Genomic DNA, 20,308 nt, shown 5'->3' with positions numbered 1-20,308 from the left:
GCGGGGAACTCACAATGTCCATGAACATTACTTCCGTGCACACTTTGCATGCACACCGGCGGTTTAGTGTCCACGGCGTGTGACAGCCCGGGAGATGCACCTCTTTACCTTGATGTTCTTATTCTTGTTGCTCTGTGGCGTGGCCGCCGAATTCATGGCGCAGCGCTGCCACCACCTTACCTGTGAAGGTGTCGGTTTCCTGGGAACGGTACCGCATCATTAAGGACAGGGCGATGACAGGCGCCGCAGCTTGATAGTCAAGCGCTGATTCCACTGTCCATTTCCCTTCTCCGGAAGAGTGCATCACACCGCGGATATCATCAAGGTTCGCATCTTTTTTAAACGCGTCCCCCATCAATTCCATCAGCCATCCCCGGATGACAGATCCGTGATTCCAGACCTCTGCCACCCCTTCATAATCATAATCAAACGGGCTTTTTTCGAGAAGTTCAAACCCTTCACCGATCGCCGCCATCATTCCGTACTCGATTCCATTGTGGATCATTTTCAGATAATGACCGCTGCCGCCTTCTCCTGTGTGAAAATAGCCTTTTTCTACAGATAAATCATCAAAAAGCGGTTCCAGCTCTTTCTGAAAGACTTCTTTGTTTCCGCCGATCATGAAGCAGGCTCCGTGCCTTGCCCCTGATATTCCGCCACTTGTGCCGACATCAAAGAAATAAAGGCCGCGTGCTTCCATGTTTTGATGATGTTCCATCGATTTCTTGTAGTGGGAGTTTCCCGCTTCAATAAGAATATCGCCTTCGTCCAGCAGCGGGGCCGTCTCTTCGAGTACCTCATCAGTCACCGTACCGGCTGGAACCATCACCCAGATCACTCTCGGAGCTTCCAGCTTTTGTACCAGTTCCTCTATAGAAGCAGCACCTTCTCCTCCAGCCTCCTTGAATGTCTCTACCGCTTTTGGATCGACATCAAAAGCTGCCGGCTCATGATTTTTTTCAAGCATCTGAAGTCCGATGTTATATCCCATTTTTCCTAATCCTATTAATCCTGCTTTCATATAACGTCTCCTCTTTCTTTAAACAAATAGACTGAGCAGTAATGCGACGCCAAAGCCTGTAAAACCGATGATTGTTTCCATCACGGTCCATGTCTGCAGTGTTTGTTTTTCGGTCAGTCCAAAGTAACGGTTAACGAGCCAGAAGCCGGAATCGTTCACGTGTGAAAAGACAGTGGCTCCGGATGCAATCGCAATAACAAGCAGACCAAGCATCGGTTCACTGACATCAAAGTTTTCTATAAGCGGTGCGACAAGACCCGCCGCCGTTACCATGGATACGGTCGCTGACCCCTGCGCCACACGGACAACCGTAGCTGCAATAAAGGCAAAGACGATCAGCGGCATCTGCATTCCTTTCATGCCTTCGGCGAGCAGGTCTCCGATACCGGAGCTGATCAGCATTTCACCGAATACACCGCCGGCACCGGTCACGAGAATGATAATACCAGCCGGTTCGAGTGCTTTCGTGGTAATCTGCTGAATGTCCTCTTTGCTGTATCCTCTGCGGATACCGAATACATAAAAGGCTAACAGGGAAGCCATGGTCAAGGCAACGAACGGGTGTCCTACAAAGGTAAGAACAGACCGCAATGTGCTGTCATCCGCCAAGACAAGATCAGCGGTGGTGTTCATGAGTATCATCACAAGAGGCAGCAAAATGATCAATACAATGCTCAAAAAGCTGGGGAGATCACGCGTGTCATCAAACTCATCCACCTGTTCCATCATATAGTCCGGGACATTTACCTGTATTCTATTGCCGATGAAGCGTCCGAAAACCGGACCGCCCAAAATCATGGCAGGGATACCTGCAATCGCTCCGAAAAGGATGACCCATCCAAGATCTGCATCAATGATGGAAGCCACCGATATCGGTCCGGGTGTTGGTGGTATAAAACTGTGTGTCACGGCAAGACCTGCAAGAAGCGGTATACCAAAATGCAGGAGTGACTTTTTCGTTTTCTGCGTCAAACTGTAAATAATCGGTATGAGGATAACAAGAGCCACATCCAAAAACACGGGGATCGAAACAATGAACCCGGTTAAACCAAGCGCCCATGATACGTTCTTTTCCCCGAACTTATTCATCAGGGTTACTGCCAGACGCTCAGCACCTCCGGAGACCCGAAGCATTTCACCGAACATGGCGCCAAGACCAATAATGACAGCTATAAATCCAAGGGTTCCCCCCATCCCTTCTTCAATCGTCGTAATAATTTCCCCAGGCGGCATGCCGACGGCCAGACCAACGAGCATACTGACCATGAGCAGGGCAATAAAAGCCTGCAGTTTCGTTTTCATTACCAAAAATAGTAGAGCAATAACGGCGAGAACAGCTATAACAACCAGCCATGCTGTAGATCCCATCGTAGCACTCCTTTCTTTTTTTAATCAGATGATGATAATGTTCTTTTACCGGACGCGTGTCTGCGCTGCACGTCGGAGATCGCTTTAAATTCGTCGTGCAGCCCTCTGGCCAGTCTCAGAAAAATTGGTTTGATGTCACGGTATGCCGTCACATTTTCCTCCACCGGCTGATGTTTGAGGGTTGTTTTGATAAGATCACGGACACTTGATAAATCAGGGACCATTTCCAGGGCATACATCGCGAGCCAGGCTGCCCCAAAGCAGGAGCCTTGATGACTCTCAGGAAATACAATGTCCTCCTCAAAAATATCAGCCATCATCTGCCGCCACAGTTCAGAACGCGCAAAACCTCCACCGCAGCGGTATTCCGTGGGCTGTACTCCCGATTCCGTCAATGCGATAACCACAGAATACATCTGGTACATGACACCCTCGAGTACACTCCGCACCATATGATCACGGCCGTGATTCAGCGTCAGACCAAAAAATACCCCCTTCGTATCCGAATCCCAAAACGGCGCCCTTTCTCCCATGAGATAAGGAAGAAAGACAAGACCATCTGCACCGGGCTGAATGGCTGAAGCCCGTTTCGTCATTTCATCAAACGTGCTTTCCTCTTTAGATGCCGGTGCTCCATCAAGATCCGGGTAGAGCTGTTCCTTGATCCACTGCAGGGCAATCCCGCCGTTATTGATCGGCCCGCCGATCACCCATTTGTCTTCTGTCAGTTCATAGCAGAAGATTCTTCCTTTAGGGTCGAGTGTGGGTTTATCAACGACCGTCCGAACCGCTCCACTCGTCCCGATGGAACAGGCAGCCTGCCCCGGCGAAACCGCTCCGGCCCCGATGTTGGCAAGCACTCCGTCACTTGCTCCTATTACAAACGGCGTATCGGGATCGATATCAAGTTCCTCCGCAGCCTCACGTGTCAGTCCTTTCATCCTATACGTTGCGGGTACCAGTTCTGACAGTTGATCTACCGTGATGCCTGCCGTTCTTAACGCTTTGTCATCCCACTGTTTTGTTTTAAGTTCAAACAACCCGGTTGCTGAAGCAATAGAGTGATCCACCAGGAAACGACCGAATAATTGATAAATGACATATTCCTTAATCGATATCCACTTCGCAGCCCTTTCAAAAATGTCGGGCTGGTTACGTTGAAACCACATCAATTTCGTCAGCGGAGACATCGGGTGTACCGGCGTTCCAGTCCGGAGATAAAGCTCGTGTCCGCCGTCTTCCTTCAATTCCTCCGCTTCTTTCACCGAACGCTGATCCGCCCAGGTCACCGCATTCGTCAGTATGTTTCCACTGTCGTCCAGAGCAAGAAGACTGTGCATCGCCGCACTGAATCCTGCACCTGCCACCACTGCTCCTTTTTTCTGAACCTCACAAACCACGTGTGACAACGTTTTCTTAACCGCTTTCAAAATTTCATCAGGATCCTGTTCTTTTCGTGAAGGATCCGGTGAATACAGCGTATACTCTGCTTCCTGCTCCGCGTGTATTTCTCCATTCACGTCATAGGCCAGGCATTTCGTGCTTGTCGTGCCAATATCAAGGCCGATAACTACCTGTCTGCTCATATTTATCCCTCTCATTTCTAACCTGCCAGACTGCTGCGGGTTCTGATGAAGACTAAGTAAATATTTTTTCTTACAATCGAATTATACAAGAAATTTTTTTTAGTTCAATAGGTTTTTTTCGAAAAAATTTTCACCACCGTGCTTTTAACGAAAAAAATTTTCATTTAAACTGTACATAAGACTATAGACGAAAAGGAGCCCGGCCTTATGAATGACGACAACACCACCCAGGTTCTGCACCGCATTCGTTCTTCCTACCGCCAGTTAAGTGAAAAAGAACAACTGATTGCTGATTACATTCTCAAGCATCCTGAATCCATCGTTCATTCCACCATCAACCAGATTGCCGACGATTTGATGGTCGCGGATGCTACCGTTTTTCGTTTCTGCAAAAGGCTCGGCTTCAAAGGCTATCAGGCACTTAAAATTGCGCTTGCATCCGAACTGGTTCATCCAATCCAGGATATTCATGAAGAAATTAATGAAACCGACTCCGAAATGGACATTATGACAAAAGTATTCCAAGCGAATATGAACGCGGTTCAGTTTACGAAAGAAATACAGGAAAGCACCGGTTTTAAGCAGGTGCTGGATCATATACTGAACGCAGACCAGCTCCATTTCTACGGAAACGGCGGATCTGGAATAACAGCGCAGGACGGCCTGCATAAGTTCATCCGCACGGGGATTCCCTGTTTTGCCTACACCGATACCCATATGCAGCTCATGGCTGCCTCGCAGCTTACTGAAAAAGATGTTGTCTTTTTCATTTCCCACACCGGTGCCAATAACGACCTTCTCGAAGTGGTGGAAACCGCCAAAGAAAATGGTGCCGTAACCATCGGGATCACAAATCTCGCTAAGTCCCCGTTAAGCAAGCAGGTGGACGTCTGCCTTTACACGACATCAGAAGAAACAGACTACCGTTCGGAAGCTCTGTCATCCAGAATTGCCGAACTCTCCCTGCTTGATGCGTTGTATGTCAATTACAGTGTGAAAACAAAAGACAAAACCCAGCAGGCTGTAAATAAAATGAGAAAAGCGATATCAAAACGCAGGGTATAACATCCCGATACCATACAAAAAATCCGAACGGGCTTGAATGAATCAAGCTCGTTCGGATTTTTCAGCTGTATTCGTTTGTTTCTTCCTCTTTTACTTACCATTCCGCGATACTGCCGTCGGGGTGGCGCCAGACAGGGTTTTTCCAGTTGTGCCCCTGAGCTGCACGTTCTCTTACATAGTCCTCATTGACTTCGATACCCAGTCCCGGTCCCTGCGGAATATTCACGTGACCGTTTTCGTAATCAAACACGCGGTGGTCTTTGATGTAGTCGAGCAGGTCATTTTCTTTGTTGTAATGAATACCGAGACTCTGTTCCTGGATAAAGGCGTTGTGAGCTGTTGCGTCAACATGCAGGCACGCGGCCAGCGCAATCGGACCGAGCGGGCAGTGCGGTGCCACAGCTACATCGTAAGCTTCAGCCATCGACGCGATTTTCTTCGTTTCGGTGATACCGCCGGCGTGGGAGATATCAGGCTGAATTACATCAACACAGCCGCTTTCGAGCAGCGGCTTGAAATCCCACCGTGAAAACATCCGCTCGCCCGTTGCTATCGGAATATGGGTGTGACCTGCGATACTCTTCAGCGCTTCGTTGTTCTCCGGTACAACCGGCTCCTCAAGAAACATCGGACGGTAAGGCTCCAGCTCTTTGGCCAGTACTTTGGCCATCGGTTTGTGTACTCTGCCGTGGAAATCAATACCGATGCCGACCCCTTTTCCGACCGCTTCCCGGACAGCTGCCACGCGTTCAGCGACAGCATCGATTTTTTCATACGAATCGATATACTGCAGCTCTTCGGTACCGTTCATTTTAACCGCCGTAAATCCGGTTTCGGCTGCCTGTTTCGCAGCTTCGCCGACATCGGCCGGCCTGTCGCCGCCGATCCAGGAATAAACACGTATCGTATCCCGGGCGGCGCCTCCCAGCAGATCATAAATCGGAGCATGATAATATTTTCCTTTGATATCCCAAAGTGCCTGATCAATGCCGGCCAACGCGCTCATCAGAATCGGGCCGCCGCGGTAAAACCCGGAGCGGTACAGCATATTCCAGTGATCCTCAATACGGAGAGGATTCTTTCCATCTATGTACTCCATTAATTCTTCCACGGCAGCCTTCACGGTATGGGCCCGTCCTTCAATCACGGGCTCCCCCCATCCAACGATTCCTTCATCCGTCTCGATCTTCAAAAACAGCCATCTCGGCGGCACCTGAAACAATTCATATCCGGTTATTTTCAACACCTTCACCCTTTCCATCTAAACATGTGCTGATACTCTCCCCATCATAGACAATGGTTGGTAAAAGACGCAATGCCCGCTTCCCGGATCAGCCGCCCAGCTGCCATCCAAGAGCAAAGCAGAGGAATGCTCCAGCTGTTGATAACCCTGTGTATAAGCAAAAAGCGCGGTAATTCCGTTGTTCCAGAAGCTGAAAGGCTTCTACACTGAAGGTGGAAAACGTCGTAAACGCACCGAAAAATCCAATCCCGGCAAATAGAAACCATGAATCCTGTGCGGCTGCTTCCCCAAATGGTTCAAAGCGAAAGGCGGTGAGAAGACCCAGACTGAAGGATCCAATCACATTGACAAGCAGCATACTGACAGGAAACGGCACACCTTTTTGAAAACGCGCGAAAAACATGCCGGCAAGATAACGGAAAATGGCGCCTAGACCGCCCCCTATCGTTAAACCAATTACTGTCATAAACGCCCGCCTCCTGCTTTCTGACCTGCCGTAAAGCCAACCGCAGCGGCCGCTATGCCAAAAAACAGGGTGCCGGCTGTATATCCTGCTGCTGGAAGTATCATCTGCTTGTGCAAAAGTTCTACCGCATCTGCCGAAAACGTGGAAAACGTGGTGTATCCGCCGCACAGCCCGACACCAAGTCCTGCTTTCACCCAGTCTTTCGGCGCTTTCACAGCAAACCACCCGGATAAAAGTCCAAGCAGCAGACTTCCGGATACATTTTCAATCATCGTTCCTACAGGAAAATCGAACGGCAGCTGATGGCTCACGAGATACCGAAGCCAGGTTCCTGCCGCTCCTCCGGCTCCTACCGCCATAATAGATTTCATTTAGGTCACCATCGTTCCATAGAATATTGGTACACCTATCATACTCCGCTAAGGCTATTTTCGAAAATCATCATCTTTTTCAAGATGTGCCATAATGCGGTCGAGTTTTTGATTCATTTCCCCGGTCTCCTTCTGTTTCTTGGAAAAAAGCTTTATGACAGCCCCTGTCACAATTACAAGAACCGCAATCACAACCAGTATCATCATCAGGGAAAAAATAATATCTCCCCAGTACACGGCTTCCGGCATTCTCTCATCCTTCTTTCTATGTTTTTATATCACTGTAACATATTTGATACCTAGGAAGGTATTCTCTATTCAAAAGAAATTCCCCATATTCCCTTATAGGAGTATATGGGGATAATCAGTATTATGATTTATCGGCCTTTGAGGCATTTTTGGCTGCTGCTCCCGGCTGGTGTTTCATTTCTTCCACTGTCTTCACGTTTGCGCGGGCCGCTCCACGATTACATTCATTGGTGGGAAGCATCTCACTGGATTGGAGACTTTTCCTTGCGTTTTTTACTGCTTCTTCGTATTGAGGGAGCCAGGCTTCCTGCGCCGCCAGCATCTCCTCTGTCATCTGCCATATTTCAGGAGGGCTGCATACAGCTCCTGTCAAAGGATCCATCATCATGGCCTGTTTGAGCAGCATATCATCTCCGTGAACAGCTGCTTCTACGGCCAGGCGCTGCACGGAAATGCTTTGATTGCACACAGCTGCGCATCCTAAAGGAAGGTTTCCGACAAGGGGCATGTTCACTCCGTGCCGGTCGACCCAGCCCGGCGCTTCGATGACAGCATCATCCGGCAGGTTTGCAATAACCCCGTTATTAACAACGTTAAAATGCCCTCGGTACACCTGTCCTGTTTCCAGTGCTTCCAAAATATACGACGCGTGTTCCTCGCTGCGTTCCTGTTCTTCATACTGAAAAGCAGGTTCATTCAGCCAGTTTGGATAATCTGTTTCAAACCAATTTCTCCCTTCTATGCATACCCGCAGGTAGCCTCCGGTTTCACCGTGAATCCAGCTGCTGTCGTCAATCCACTCTTTTATTTCTGCCGGCCTTTTTCGATACCACGGCACATACTCACTCAAGTGGCCGTTGGATTCTGTGCTGAAATACCCGAATCTGCGGAGCATATCAATCCTGACTTTTTCCGTGTTTTTATACTCCGGATGATTCTCAAATGCTTCGAGAAGATCTCCTGTCCTGTCTTTTCCGTTATGTTTCACCTGAATATACCACGTTTGATGATTGATGCCGGCACAGATAATGTCGATCTCTTCTTTGGCGGCATGCAGAACGTCGGCAATCTGTTGATGACCGTGCTGCACCCCGTGACATAAACCTATCGTCCGAACACCCCCGTAATGGTTGGCCGCCCACGTTAACATTGCCATCGGATTGGCATAATTCAGCATAAGACAATCCGGCGCTGCGACTTCCCGGATATCCCGGCAGAAATCGAGCATAGCGGGAATTCCGCGCTGTCCGTACATAATACCGCCGGCACTCAACGTGTCTCCTACACACTGGTCCACGCCGTATTTCAACGGAATATCAATATCGGTTTGAAAAGCTTCGAGACCTCCTACTCTCACCATGACAATAACGTACGCTGCGTCTTTCAGTGCTTCTCTCCGGTTTGTCGTTGATTGAATGGAAATTGTTAATCCATTGTTATCAATATCTCTTTGACAAAGCTTTGTGACTTTTTCCAGATGACCGGAATCAATGTCTGTGAATGAAATATCAATATCATTAAAGTGTCGAACCGACAATATGTCCCGCAGCAGGGATCTCGTGAAACCTATACTCCCCGCTCCAATAAATGCCACTTTGCATGACATGGCCGGACCTCCTCTTTTTACATTTTGAATGTCTCCGTTTTTCTTTCATAAAAAGAGAGGGAAGAGTTTTTGCTGCCCTTCCCCCCTTATGTTGTTAGTTTGGGACTTTCTCTTTTTTCATCTGTTTCAGGCGTTTCATCACATCGTTTTCCCCGCGGCCGAAATAATCGTGCAGACGTTCATATTCTTCATAAAGATCCAGGTATTTTTCATGCCGTTTTTTATCCGGAAGAACTGGTTCCGGTTTCAGACGTGCCATCTGAAAGGCGGCTTCCTGAATGGAATCATAGCCGCCCTTCTTTGAACCGGCGGCCACTGCTGCAAACATGGCGGAACCGACCGCAGGAAGCTCTTCGCTTTCTGCGATATAAATCGGTTTGTTGGTGACATCGCTGTACATCTGTATCAACATTTTATTTTTATAGGAAAGACCGCCGTTGGCATACAGGGCATCAATCGGCACACCCTGCTCCGTGAAGCTTTTTACGATTTTATAAGTGCCAAATGCTGTCGCTTCAATCAACGCCCGGTAAACGTCTTCAGGTTTTGTGTCAAGTGTCATCCCCAGGATCATCCCTGTTAAGTCCGTATCCACCAGGACAGACCGGTTGCCGTTCATCCAATCCAGTGCGACTAGACCTGTCTCCCCAGGTTCGAGTTTATCCGCCTTTTCTTCCAGCAGTCCGTGAATGGACATGGCTCTTTCCCGAGCTTCTTCTTCATAAGCTTTTGGTACAAACTGATTGACAAACCAGGAAAAAATATCTCCAACAGCGGACTGTCCTGCTTCATATCCGAAATACCCCGGGATCACACCGTCTTCTACGACGCCGCATATTCCTTCCACCGTGCGTTCTTCTTTTCCAAGCAGCATATGACAGATGGACGTTCCCATCGACATAACCAATTTCTTTTCGTCTGTCACTCCCATAGCAGGCACGCTCACGTGGGCATCCACGTTACCGACTGCCACTGCTGTACCTTCACAAAGCCCCATCACATCAGCCATATCCGGGGTCAGCTCACCGGCTTTCTCCCCTTGCGGATAGATTTGCCCGCGTAGTTTCGTTTCATATAAGTCTTCCATTTTCGGAGACAGCGCTTTCAACGTTTCTTTGTCTAAATAGCCCTCCCGCTTATGCCAAATGGCCTTATACCCGGCAGTGCAGCTGTTCTTCCGGATCACTCCGGTCATTTGGGAAGTAACCCAGTCGGCAGCTTCCAGAAATTGATCCGCTTCTGCGTACACTTCCGGTGCTTCTTCGACAATCTGCATGATTTTAGCAATCATCCATTCTGACGATAATCTACCTCCATAGCGGGACAGAATATCAGGGCGTTTCTGCTCGAGCACTTCATTCAGACGGTTCGCATGAGACTGGGCCGCGTGATGTTTCCAAAGTTTCACCCAGCTGTGCGGCGTATCCTGCCATTTTTCCTCCAGACATAACGGTTCGTTGTCAGCGCTTACAGGAATCATCGTACAAGCAGTAAAATCAATCGCAATGCCTATCACGTCTTCTTTTGACACGCCGGACTGTTGTACCGCTTCAGGTACAGCCGTTTTCAGCACGTGAATATAGTCCCCGGGATGCTGCAGCGCCCAGTCCTCCCCCAGCTTAATCTGCTGCGGCAGTTCATTATCCAGAACACCGTGCGGATAATCCGCTGCAACTGCTGCAAGTTCTTTCCCGTTCTGCGTATCAATAACGACAGCACGGCCGGACAATGTTCCAAAATCAATCCCTATCGTATAATCACTCAACCTCTGTCCCCTCCTGTCTACAGGTTTAACCATGTACGTACAACTTCTTTATATTATAAATAAAATAGCAATTGATAACAATACAAACCTCTCTAAATCCCCTTAAATAAAAAAACCTTCAACCTTGTACAAACAACTGCTGTTACGCTAGTGATTTTCCTGTTATTACATGTTCTTCTCTTTCCCGAAAATACGATACGCTCTGCTGAACAAGATGATTCAGTTTGGCTTGATCCGGCTTTGCGTGCATAGCTGGATAAGGGTCTCCTCCCGGCCCCAACGGCTCCGGAGTGACAAACGCCTCTTTTTGGTGGAAACGGATAAGATAAAGAGCCATAATAATTGTATCAATATCCATATGCCCATCTCCTAAAGCTCCCCGGTTACTGTCTGCCATATGAAGATTAATCAGGTGGTCTCCTGCCTTCAGAATCGCTTCCCCTATATGCTCTTCTTCTGACTGCATATGATATGCATCTCCATTAATGTGTTGAATACCTTCATGATCCACTTTTTTAATGTAGTTCACCGCATCACTGACAGTATGAACGAAACTTACTTCCGCTGCTCTGACGGGTTCCACTGCTGCTTTAATATTGTTTTGCTGAAACAAGGGAGCGACATGATGAATAGAATCTACACTTCTTTCCAGTTCCATGTCATCATAAGCCTGCGGCCTCCCCACCGCCCCGGGTACAATCAATAAGTAAGATCCACCTACTTCCTTTGTAAATTCTACTTCACGCTTAATATAATCAATGGCTGCCTGTCTTTTCCTTGGGTCATTGCTCGATAAATCATTCTCTGCCGAAAACATCCCGCATACTCCGGAGACATTCAAATCATAATGTTGCAGTAACCTTTTAGTTTCCTGTACACTATACCCCAAATCTTTTCCGTAATGATTTCCATGAATTTCAATATACTGAATACCTGCTTTATGCAGCCGTTGAAAAGAATCTTCCAAAGATTCAAAGCCAAATCCCCAATTGCTCCACGAGAACTTGAGACGCTCACTGAATTCTCCAGGGCTTTCTTGCAGCATATTGCAAAATTGCCGTTTTATTTCTTCATCTTTTCTTTCATAGTTTTGTTTCAACCGCATTCAAACCTCCCTGATATAATTAGTTTGAAAAGCGGTCAAATCATATCGCATTTGACCGCTTTTCACTCATTCATTTCAACTAAAAATCAAAATCCGAGGCGTTTTCTTTGGTGTAGTCCTGAGGAGGCCCCATAATAACGGTTTTTCCGTCATCTTTCACCGTGATTTCTCCTACATTTTCAATTTCCTGTCCATCTTCCGGCATTTCACCTTCGGCCAGCATTTTCCCTAAAGCTACAGTGAGATATCCTAGTTTTTCAGGATTCCACAGAACGGCTGTATCAAGGGAACCGTCTTCGAGAAATGGCTCAGAATCCGTAGGAAGGGCGGAACCGACAACGGATACTTCATCCTGAAGGCCTTCTTCCTGCACCGCCTGGGCTGCACCTAAGGGCGCAGGCGTAGAAACCGCAAGGACACCGTCCAATTCTGGATAAGATTTCAACAGATCAAGGGTTTTCTGATAAGCTACCTGCTGCTTTTCTTCTGTCGGAATTTTGTCCGAAACAATTTCAATATCAGGATAGTTCTCTTCCAATTCGCTTTTGGCTGCATCAATCCATAGGTTCAAGTTCGCAGCAGAAAGACCGCCTGTCAGGATAGCAATTTTGCCCTCTTCTGTCCCCATCGCTTCCACCAGCTTTTCTGCCATGTGACGCCCAAATTCCTCATCATCTACCTGTTTGATCGATAAATCCACTAATTCTTTGTCCGCCGGGGTATCCCAGTCCATGACGTTGATTCCTTCTTCTTTCGCTTTTTTCAGGACTGGTTCCACGGAGGCCGGATCATTTGGGGCTACCGCAATAGTATCCATACCTTGAGAAATCAAATCTTCTATTACTTTTACCTGTGCCGCAGCATCCGCTTCCGTCGGGCCGGTATATTCCACGTTCACTCCCAGGTCTTCTCCTGCCTGCTCTGCACCTGTTTCCGAAGCATTAAAGTATGGAATGCCTACAAGTTTAGGAACGACAGCGACACCACCGCCTCCGTCTGATCCGGATTCTCCGCTGTTCCCTTCTTCAGAATTTCCGGAGGTTTCTTCGCTTCCAGTGCCGCCTCCTTCACCTGAATCTCCACTGCCGGCGCTTTGTTCCGATACACAACCTGTCAATAAAATAAGTCCGACAATCACCACAGTCAGCGATAACCACAACTTCTTCATGATTGATCCTCCCTTTTTCTTCTTGATTTATTTATAAACCCCGGTTTTCCGGGCTTATAAAACGAAATGATTTACATTCAAGCTGTTTTTTCAGAAGAACTTTCCGCTTTTCGTCTGCTGAACTTGTCAGAAAAGAAATTCAGCGTAAGAACGATAATCAAAATGGCACCAATCACCACATCCACCAATGAAGAATGAACATCCATCAGATTGAGTCCGTTTCGAATAAACTGAAAGATTAAAACAGCATAGATAGTTCCCATTACTTTCCCGTAACCACCGTGAATGTCAGTGCCCCCAAGCACTGCTGCTGCTACACTCTGGAGAAGATAAGAAGAACCAAGGTCTACTTTCACCGAATTGTAGCGGGATGTCATAATGATGGCTGACACAGCAGCAAGCAGGCTGGCATATAAATAGACTTTCATTAAAACCTTACTGTTTTTCACTCCAGAGAACATAGTAGCAATATCATTACTGCCATACATGTAGACTCTTCTGCCCCAAGTTGATTTGTTCAGCAATACTGCGGTTAAGATAATGAAGAAGATAAATATAAGAAGCGATACAGGGATAATGCCCATGTAATATCCATTTCCTATAAGTCCATAAGCATCAGGAAATCCTGAAATCGCGTTCCCGCTTGTAATAGCAAGGATTACTCCTTCAAATAAAACCATGGTTCCAAGTGTTACAAGAATCGGCGGAACTCCGATTTTTGAGACAACCGTACCGTTAAAAGCACCGCAGGCCAAAGCAAATAAGATACCCACGACAATGGCTGGTAATATTCCAAAGCCATTTGTCATCATTAATGCTGCTCCTACACCTGAAAAGGCAGCGATATAGGTAATGGAAAGATCAATTCCTCCGGTTACAATGACAACCATCATTCCCAGGGCAATCAACCCGAATTCCGGCAGTTGAAACATCATGTTATTTAAATTACTGGAGGAAAAAAATCCTGGTGTGAATAAACCCATTCCTACAAAAATACCAAGGGCTATAAGGCCTAAAACGCTTTCTTTTGAAAGTTTCATGTTCATGTTAAGAGGCCTCCTTGACGTCAATATTCGATAGCTTTTCCTGATTTCTGCGGTGGTTAATTTCATCATAGGAGACAGCAATGACAATAATGGCACCGGTTACAACATTTTGCCAAAACGTATCGATCCTGGCTAAAATCATTCCATTCTGCATAATCGCCAACAACAGGACACCCAGCAATGTTCCGGGGATAGAACCTCTTCCGCCATGAATATTGGCGCCGCCGAGAACTACAGCTGCGATAACGGTTAATTCCAGTCCCGCAAGGCCGTTGGGATCAATGGCGCTTGTATACGAAGTTTGGGCGATAGCTGCTATGCCTGCAAGAAAGCCCATGTAACTAAATACAAACATTTTTACTTTTTCAAAGTTTATCCCCACCCGCACGGACGATTGTGCATTTCCGCCTATGGCCAGCACCGATCTTCCAATTAAAGTATACTTGAGGATAAACCAGGTACCTGCTGCAACCAGAGCAAACAAATATATCAATATCGGAATACCAGCTATTTCAATGTTTGAGAATGCCATGAAAGAATCCGGAAAATTAGTGCTGTTAATGTAATTACCGTTGGTTATATATAAAACCAATCCGGAAAAGATATTCAGGGTTCCAAGCGTTACCACAATCGCAGGAATTTTGATTTTTGAAACCAACAGTCCGTTAAAAGAGCCCAGCAGAATTCCGATAAGCGGTGCTATTAAAAATATCAAAACCACAGAAATCCAGCTGTCCGGGAGAAACTGAAACAAATAGCCAATGGATACAGTTACAGCGGTAGTTAAGGCTGCTACGGAAACATCAATATCACTAGTGATGATAATTAACGTCATTCCTATGGCGAGTATGCCGATTACAGCGTTTCCTTCTATGATGTCCAGCCAGTTTTCCACAGTTAGAAAGACTGGACTGACAAACGATAAAATAATGCTGATAATAACAACTATCGCCAAAACGCTGAATTCTTTTTGTTTTAATAAAAATTTCATAGTCAGACCTCCTGGTGAGACTTGCCGTCCGATACTTCTGAGTTACCCACGTCCTTCTCACCCTCTGTATCCAACGCGATATTCATTATTTTTTCCTGATCTGCATCGATGGTGTTCATTTCTCCCTCTATTCTTCCCCGGCTCATGACTAAAATTCTATCGCTCACAGACAACACCTCAGGCAGCTCCGAAGAAATCATAATAACACCGATCCCTTCGTTTACCATTCTTCTGAGAAGTTTGTGAATTTCAGTTTTAGCTCCTATGTCGATACCATTAGTTGGTTCATCGATGATGAGAAGCTTTGGCTGAGCCGAAAGCCATTTACCGATAACCACCTTCTGCTGGTTGCCTCCAGAAAGTTTATCAGCCGGCATATCCGGCATAGAAGGCCGAACATCCAGGGATTTAATATATTGATTCGTAAGATTTTTCTCGATATTATGATCTATCAATTTAAACTTGTTACGCAGCGTGTCTATCACAGGAAGGGTCATATTATTAACAACGGACTGCCCAAGAACGAGTCCCTGTACTTGTCTTGCTTCCGGAATGTAAGCGATTCCATTTTTCACTGCATCTTCAGCAGAAGAAATGGTAAGATCTTCTCCATTGAGCCTGATCGTTCCCTGGTCAGCTTTATTAACACCAAAGATGGATTGAGCAAGCTCTGTTCGGCCTGAACCCACCAACCCGGTTATCGCAAGTATTTCCCCTTTATGCAGGCTGAAGTTAATATCTTTGAAATTGCCTTCTTTTGAAAAATTATTAACTTCAAACATTTTTTCACCGATATCTGCTTTTTCTGTATTCCTTTCATAAACTACTTCACGACCCACCATCAATTTGATAAGTTCCTGCTCATTTATTTCATTCACACCGTAAGTGCCTACATACTGTCCATCCCGGAGCACAGTCAGTCTATCGGATACCCGGAAAAGTTCTTTCAACTTGTGACTGATAAAAATAACCGAAATTCCACGTTCTTTTAATGTATCAATCACCTTATACAGTTTTTCGACCTCCCCTGATGAAAGAGAGGATGTTGGCTCATCCATTACTATTAATTTAGAGTCAAATGCCAGAGCTCTGGCTATTTCTATCATTTGCTGCTGTGCAATACTCAAAAGTTCTACTTTTTTGTTGAGGTCTATATCCATATCCAGTTCATTCATTGCCTTTTCTGCAAGATCCTTCATGGATTTCCAATTTATTTTCTTCCACGGTTTTTTATTGCTGTCCCTTCCGATATAGATGTTTTCGGCTACACTTAAATTGGGAAATAAGCTGAGATCCTGATAGATAATGGATATCCCTTTCAGCGTTGCATCCAGGGGCTGATGAATGTCAGCCTCTTCTCCTTCGAATAAATATTTCCCTCCTGCATCTGCATCGTGAATACCAGCCAGCACTTTAATCAGCGTCGATTTCCCAGCTCCATTCTCTCCAATTAAGGCATGAACTTCACCTCTTTTTACTTTTAACTCTACGTTATCGAGTGCCTTGACCCCCGGGAAGGTTTTGCTTATATGTTCCATTTCCAGAATGTAATCACTCATCCGGAAAAACCCCCTTCGAATGTTCCTTGTTTATCCAAAAGATATTCTTCCCCAAGTTGAGAGCAGAAATCTCTCACCTCTTCTTTGCTTGGTATACCGACCTGCGCTCCGGCCTTCGTTACTTTCAGAGCCCCTACAACAGAAGCAAATCTGGCTGCTCTCACTAAATCTATTCCTTCTTCAATGCAGCAGGCGAGAGTACCGGCAAACGCATCACCGGCTCCAACGCTGTCCACTGGATCCACTGGTATGGAAGGAATGTGACACCATTCACCGCTTTGATAAACGACTGCTCCCTGATCCGCCATCTTTAATATGGAATTTTTCACACCCATATTTTCAAATGTTCTACCCGCCTGAATTGCTGTATCCACATCTACAACATCAATCCCCAGCATGTGGTAGGTTTCCTGTCTGTTTGGTGTAATGATATCGGCATATTCCAATGCTTTTACTGTAATGCCTTCAGCCGGAGCAGGGTCCAGGATTGTATAGATATTTCTTTCTTTGGCAAGCTGCATAGACCGAATAACCGTTTCCTGGGGAACCTCCATCTGCACCAGCAGCACATTGGTATCATCCGTTTCTCTAAATGAAGTTTCTACATCTTCCGGCAGCAGGTCTTCGTTGGCACCTTTCATGACGAACATTGTATTTTCCGAGGTACTGTCAATCGTGACTATCGCTGTTCCTGTCGCATATTTTTCCGATGTTTTTACAAACCGGGTGTCCACACTGGAAGAGCCCAGGCTCTTCAAGAGATTTTCCCCATAATAATCGCTGCCTACTGCCCCTATCATACGGACATGCTTGTCAAACCTTGCTGCAGCTGTAGCTTGGTTTGCTCCTTTTCCACCCGGAAAATACTGAATTTCTTTTCCAAAAATCGTGTCGCCCCGTTTTGGGTACTGATCGATGACCGCCACAATGTCGTTGTTAATGCTCCCTACTACTGTAATAGTCATCTACTGACTGCCCCTCTCTACATTACTGCTCTACTTTCAGACGATCCGTGAAATGTCTTAAGTCTGCGGTTGATTGTTTAAGCCCATTTGGCTGCTTGAATAAACAGGAAGTCCCGCAAACCAGCATATCTGCTCCTTTTCTTATAACTTCCGGAATAATGTCGTAGCTGATATTTCCATCCACCTGGATTTTTATTTGAAGATTATTACTATTTATAAAATGCTTAAGATTCTCAATTTTATTTAAAGTAGAAGGAATAAATGTCTGTCCGGCAAACCCCGGATTAACCGTCATAATCACAACATAATCCACAATATCCCCCACATATTCCAGGCTGTTCAAGGAAGTGGAGGGGTTAAGAGCCAGCCCTGTCCGCACTCCCGTACTATTCATATGCTGCAGTGTCCGGTGTAAATGAGGTGTGGCTTCTTCATGAATAGAAATCATGTCACACCCGCATTCTACAAAGGTGTCAATATAGCGTTCCGGATATTCAATCATCAAATGAGCGTCAAACGGTAGATTGGTATCGTGTCTGACACTTTTTATCATATCCGTTCCCATCGTGTAATTCGGAACAAAATGTCCGTCCATAATATCAAAATGAAAGAAATCCACATTTCCTTCGTGAAGGATCTTAATATCCTCCCGCAGTGCCCCTAAGTCACTGCACATCAAGGAAGGTCCAATTTCAGTCAAAATACCTCCTCCTTAAATAAAGCGCTTTCATTTTTTTGTTTTAATTAATACTAGCACTTACATTTTAAAAAGGCAACATTTTTTTTGGCGTTTTCAAAATTTATTGTGTAAAAACCAACAAAACAGATTTCTGTTATTTTAGCATGATTTCCGGTATTGGCAGCAATCATAAAAAAAACACGCTGTGCCAACAGCGTGAAAAAACATATGCCTAATTTTCATCTCCAACAATAATGCTTACACCGCTTTTATTCACATCCCTGATTGAATTCATGGATACTTTGTTATCCGTTATTAGATAATCAAGTATCGAAACGTCGCAAAGACGAAATAGCGACTTCTCTCCGAACTTGCTTGAATCTGCCAATAAATATAGGTTTTCAGAGATAGATATTAACTGCTTTTTTACAAGAGCCTGATCCTCATGCATTTCACTGACACCCCGCTGAATATCAACACCGAGACAGGAAAAAAAGAATTTATCAACATGATAGTCTTCAATTACTCTTTCAGCGAAATTACCAACCAGAGACATAGATGCTTTCGATAAGTAACCTCCTATCAATATGACCCTTATGTGGTCCTCTGTGGATAATTCCATGGTCACACCAATAGAGTTCGTAATGACGGTGATACTCTTATCTTTAACATGCTGCACAACCATGAGAGCTGTCGTACTTGCATCCACTGCTATAATATCCCCGTTTTCAACAAATGAAGCTGCTTTTTTAGCTATGACCTGTTTTTCTTCTGCATTTTTCGATTGTCTGTGCAATTGCGGAGTTTCAACCCCTTGATCCACTTTTAAAGCACCGCCGTGAATTTTACGAAGCAGCTTATCTTTTTCCAGTTTTTCAAAATCTCTTCTTATGGTTTCTTCACTGACATGAAACATGGAACTTAAATCAGCAACGCGTGCAGCACCGTTTCTATCAATCATTTTGACAATCTCTCTTTGGCGTTCATTCAATTGTAAAGAATTATCATTTGTTTTTCCCACAAAACAACACCTCTATCCAACTTAAAACAACATAAAAACCACACTAAAACAGTAATATGATGTTGTTTTTATTATAGGAGCTTTTTTCTTTATAAGCGCTTTCTTCTTCTTTAGTATACTATATGCACACTACTTATACCAATCTTTGGGTGTTGTTTTCTGCGTGGTTTCATAAAAGGATAATGTATGCGCATTTTTACATTCAAAATGAGTCAACAACACAAGAGGTTGACCTTGCAGCTAATTTAAATTATGATTTTTTATAACATGTACGTACAATTAATTATACTTTAAATGAGGTGAAAACCATGCTGGAAAATCTAAAACAAGAAGTGCTGGAAGCCAATCAAGGTCTGGAAACATACGATCTTGTAACGTTCACATGGGGAAATGTAAGCGGATTCGACCCGGAGTCTGAAAATCTCGTTATTAAACCCTCCGGTGTGCCGTATAGTAAATTACAGCCGGAGGACATGGTCGTCGTTTCACTGGATGGCCAAGTCGTGGAAGGAAAGCTCAAACCTTCTTCCGACACTCCTACTCACATCGAGTTGTATAAAGCGTTCCCCGGTGTGAAGGGAATTGTCCATACTCATTCCGACTGGGGAACAGCATGGGCTCAGGCAGGAAAAGGAATTCCGTGCGCCGGTACCACCCAGGCCGATTATTTCAACGGGGAGATACCATGCACACGCCGCCTTACCAAAGAAGAGGTAGAACAAGATTACGAGAAATATACCGGCACGGTTATCATCGAAGCTTTTGAGCATACCGAACCTCTTGAAGTACCGGGCGTTGTCGTTCACGGCCATGCACCGTTTGCATGGGGAAACTCCCCGGAAAACGCTCTGCATAATGCTGTTGTCCTCGAGAAAACGTCGAAGATGACCTTCTTATCGAGTCAACTTTCTGAGGACGGGAAGCCGGAACTGCTGGACGATTACGTGCTGAATAAACATTATGAAAGAAAGCACGGTAAAAATGCCTATTACGGTCAATAAAGGGAAAAAGACGGGACTGCTCTCAAGAGCGGG

Annotated in this window: 19 protein-coding genes; 2 read left to right on the top strand and 17 right to left on the bottom strand. The window is 45.6% G+C overall.

The features are described 5' to 3' along the window. Positions 1-118 precede the first annotated feature (118 nt). Genes gnd through BM058_RS00920 form a run of 3 tightly spaced genes read right to left on the bottom strand, consistent with a single transcriptional unit; the run spans position 119 to position 3,975 of the window. Positions 119-1,021 (bottom strand): phosphogluconate dehydrogenase (NAD(+)-dependent, decarboxylating), encoded by a 903-nt coding sequence (gene gnd / locus BM058_RS00930; protein WP_090925155.1) that lies wholly within the window; start codon positions 1,019-1,021, stop codon positions 119-121. Positions 1,022-1,039: 18 nt separating this feature from the next. Further along, positions 1,040-2,389 (bottom strand): GntP family permease, encoded by a 1,350-nt coding sequence (locus BM058_RS00925; RefSeq protein ID WP_090925154.1) that lies wholly within the window; start codon positions 2,387-2,389, stop codon positions 1,040-1,042. A 20-nt stretch (positions 2,390-2,409) separates the two neighbouring features. Then, entirely contained in the window at positions 2,410-3,975 is a 1,566-nt protein-coding gene (locus BM058_RS00920) for a gluconokinase (protein ID WP_090925153.1), read from the bottom strand. A 207-nt stretch (positions 3,976-4,182) separates the two neighbouring features. Between BM058_RS00920 and BM058_RS00915 the strand changes: the two genes are divergently transcribed. Beyond that, on the top strand, positions 4,183-5,040 hold the full coding sequence (locus tag BM058_RS00915) for a MurR/RpiR family transcriptional regulator (protein ID WP_090925152.1): 858 nt from the start codon (positions 4,183-4,185) through the stop codon (positions 5,038-5,040). A 94-nt stretch (positions 5,041-5,134) separates the two neighbouring features. Here the strand turns inward: BM058_RS00915 and dgoD are convergent, their stop codons facing one another. From dgoD to BM058_RS00845, 14 genes are all read right to left on the bottom strand, one after another. After that, positions 5,135-6,283 (bottom strand): galactonate dehydratase, encoded by a 1,149-nt coding sequence (dgoD, locus tag BM058_RS00910; RefSeq protein ID WP_090925278.1) that lies wholly within the window; start codon positions 6,281-6,283, stop codon positions 5,135-5,137. A gap of 88 nt (positions 6,284-6,371) precedes the next feature. Continuing rightward, positions 6,372-6,749 carry a fluoride efflux transporter CrcB gene (crcB, locus tag BM058_RS00905; protein ID WP_090925151.1) on the bottom strand — a complete coding sequence of 126 codons (378 nt, stop codon included), beginning with the start codon at positions 6,747-6,749 and terminating at the stop codon, positions 6,372-6,374. Further along, positions 6,746-7,120: a FluC/FEX family fluoride channel gene (locus tag BM058_RS00900; protein ID WP_090925150.1), complete on the bottom strand. Its 375-nt coding sequence runs from the start codon at positions 7,118-7,120 to the stop codon at positions 6,746-6,748. The genes crcB and BM058_RS00900 overlap by 4 nt, the downstream gene beginning before the upstream one ends. A 54-nt stretch (positions 7,121-7,174) precedes the next feature. Next, positions 7,175-7,369 (bottom strand): DUF4083 family protein, encoded by a 195-nt coding sequence (locus tag BM058_RS00895; RefSeq protein ID WP_090925149.1) that lies wholly within the window; start codon positions 7,367-7,369, stop codon positions 7,175-7,177. Between the two features lie 121 nt (positions 7,370-7,490). Beyond that, positions 7,491-8,975, bottom strand: a complete 1,485-nt coding sequence (gene melA / locus BM058_RS00890; RefSeq protein WP_090925148.1) for an alpha-glucosidase/alpha-galactosidase — start codon at positions 8,973-8,975, stop codon at positions 7,491-7,493. A gap of 94 nt (positions 8,976-9,069) precedes the next feature. Further along, positions 9,070-10,740: a ribulokinase gene (locus BM058_RS00885; RefSeq protein WP_407690153.1), complete on the bottom strand. Its 1,671-nt coding sequence runs from the start codon at positions 10,738-10,740 to the stop codon at positions 9,070-9,072. A gap of 142 nt (positions 10,741-10,882) precedes the next feature. Further along, entirely contained in the window at positions 10,883-11,845 is a 963-nt protein-coding gene (locus BM058_RS00880) for a sugar phosphate isomerase/epimerase family protein (protein ID WP_090925146.1), read from the bottom strand. 79 nt (positions 11,846-11,924) lie between these two features. Next, positions 11,925-13,013, bottom strand: coding sequence for an autoinducer 2 ABC transporter substrate-binding protein (locus BM058_RS00875; protein WP_090925145.1), 1,089 nt, complete (start codon positions 13,011-13,013; stop codon positions 11,925-11,927). A gap of 77 nt (positions 13,014-13,090) precedes the next feature. Continuing rightward, positions 13,091-14,059 (bottom strand): ABC transporter permease, encoded by a 969-nt coding sequence (locus BM058_RS00870; protein ID WP_177195373.1) that lies wholly within the window; start codon positions 14,057-14,059, stop codon positions 13,091-13,093. A 1-nt stretch (position 14,060) separates the two neighbouring features. Continuing rightward, positions 14,061-15,050 (bottom strand): ABC transporter permease, encoded by a 990-nt coding sequence (locus tag BM058_RS00865; RefSeq protein WP_090925143.1) that lies wholly within the window; start codon positions 15,048-15,050, stop codon positions 14,061-14,063. Between the two features lie 2 nt (positions 15,051-15,052). Continuing rightward, on the bottom strand, positions 15,053-16,609 hold the full coding sequence (locus BM058_RS00860) for a sugar ABC transporter ATP-binding protein (protein WP_090925142.1): 1,557 nt from the start codon (positions 16,607-16,609) through the stop codon (positions 15,053-15,055). Continuing rightward, positions 16,606-17,574, bottom strand: coding sequence for a ribokinase (gene rbsK / locus BM058_RS00855; RefSeq protein WP_090925141.1), 969 nt, complete (start codon positions 17,572-17,574; stop codon positions 16,606-16,608). The genes BM058_RS00860 and rbsK overlap by 4 nt, the downstream gene beginning before the upstream one ends. Before the next feature lie 22 nt (positions 17,575-17,596). Further along, entirely contained in the window at positions 17,597-18,274 is a 678-nt protein-coding gene (gene rpe, locus BM058_RS00850; RefSeq protein WP_090925140.1) for a ribulose-phosphate 3-epimerase, read from the bottom strand. 211 nt (positions 18,275-18,485) lie between these two features. After that, on the bottom strand, positions 18,486-19,274 hold the full coding sequence (locus BM058_RS00845; protein ID WP_245736755.1) for a DeoR/GlpR family DNA-binding transcription regulator: 789 nt from the start codon (positions 19,272-19,274) through the stop codon (positions 18,486-18,488). Between the two features lie 308 nt (positions 19,275-19,582). On the opposite strand from BM058_RS00845, the gene BM058_RS00840 reads away from it, so the two are divergent. Continuing rightward, positions 19,583-20,275 (top strand): L-ribulose-5-phosphate 4-epimerase, encoded by a 693-nt coding sequence (locus BM058_RS00840; RefSeq protein ID WP_090925139.1) that lies wholly within the window; start codon positions 19,583-19,585, stop codon positions 20,273-20,275. The last annotated feature ends 33 nt before the right edge of the window (positions 20,276-20,308 follow it).

The organism is Salibacterium qingdaonense, from assembly GCF_900114715.1.
GTDB classification, from domain to species: domain Bacteria; phylum Bacillota; class Bacilli; order Bacillales; family Marinococcaceae; genus Salibacterium; species Salibacterium qingdaonense.
This window is presented reverse-complemented; position numbering and strand designations above follow the sequence as displayed.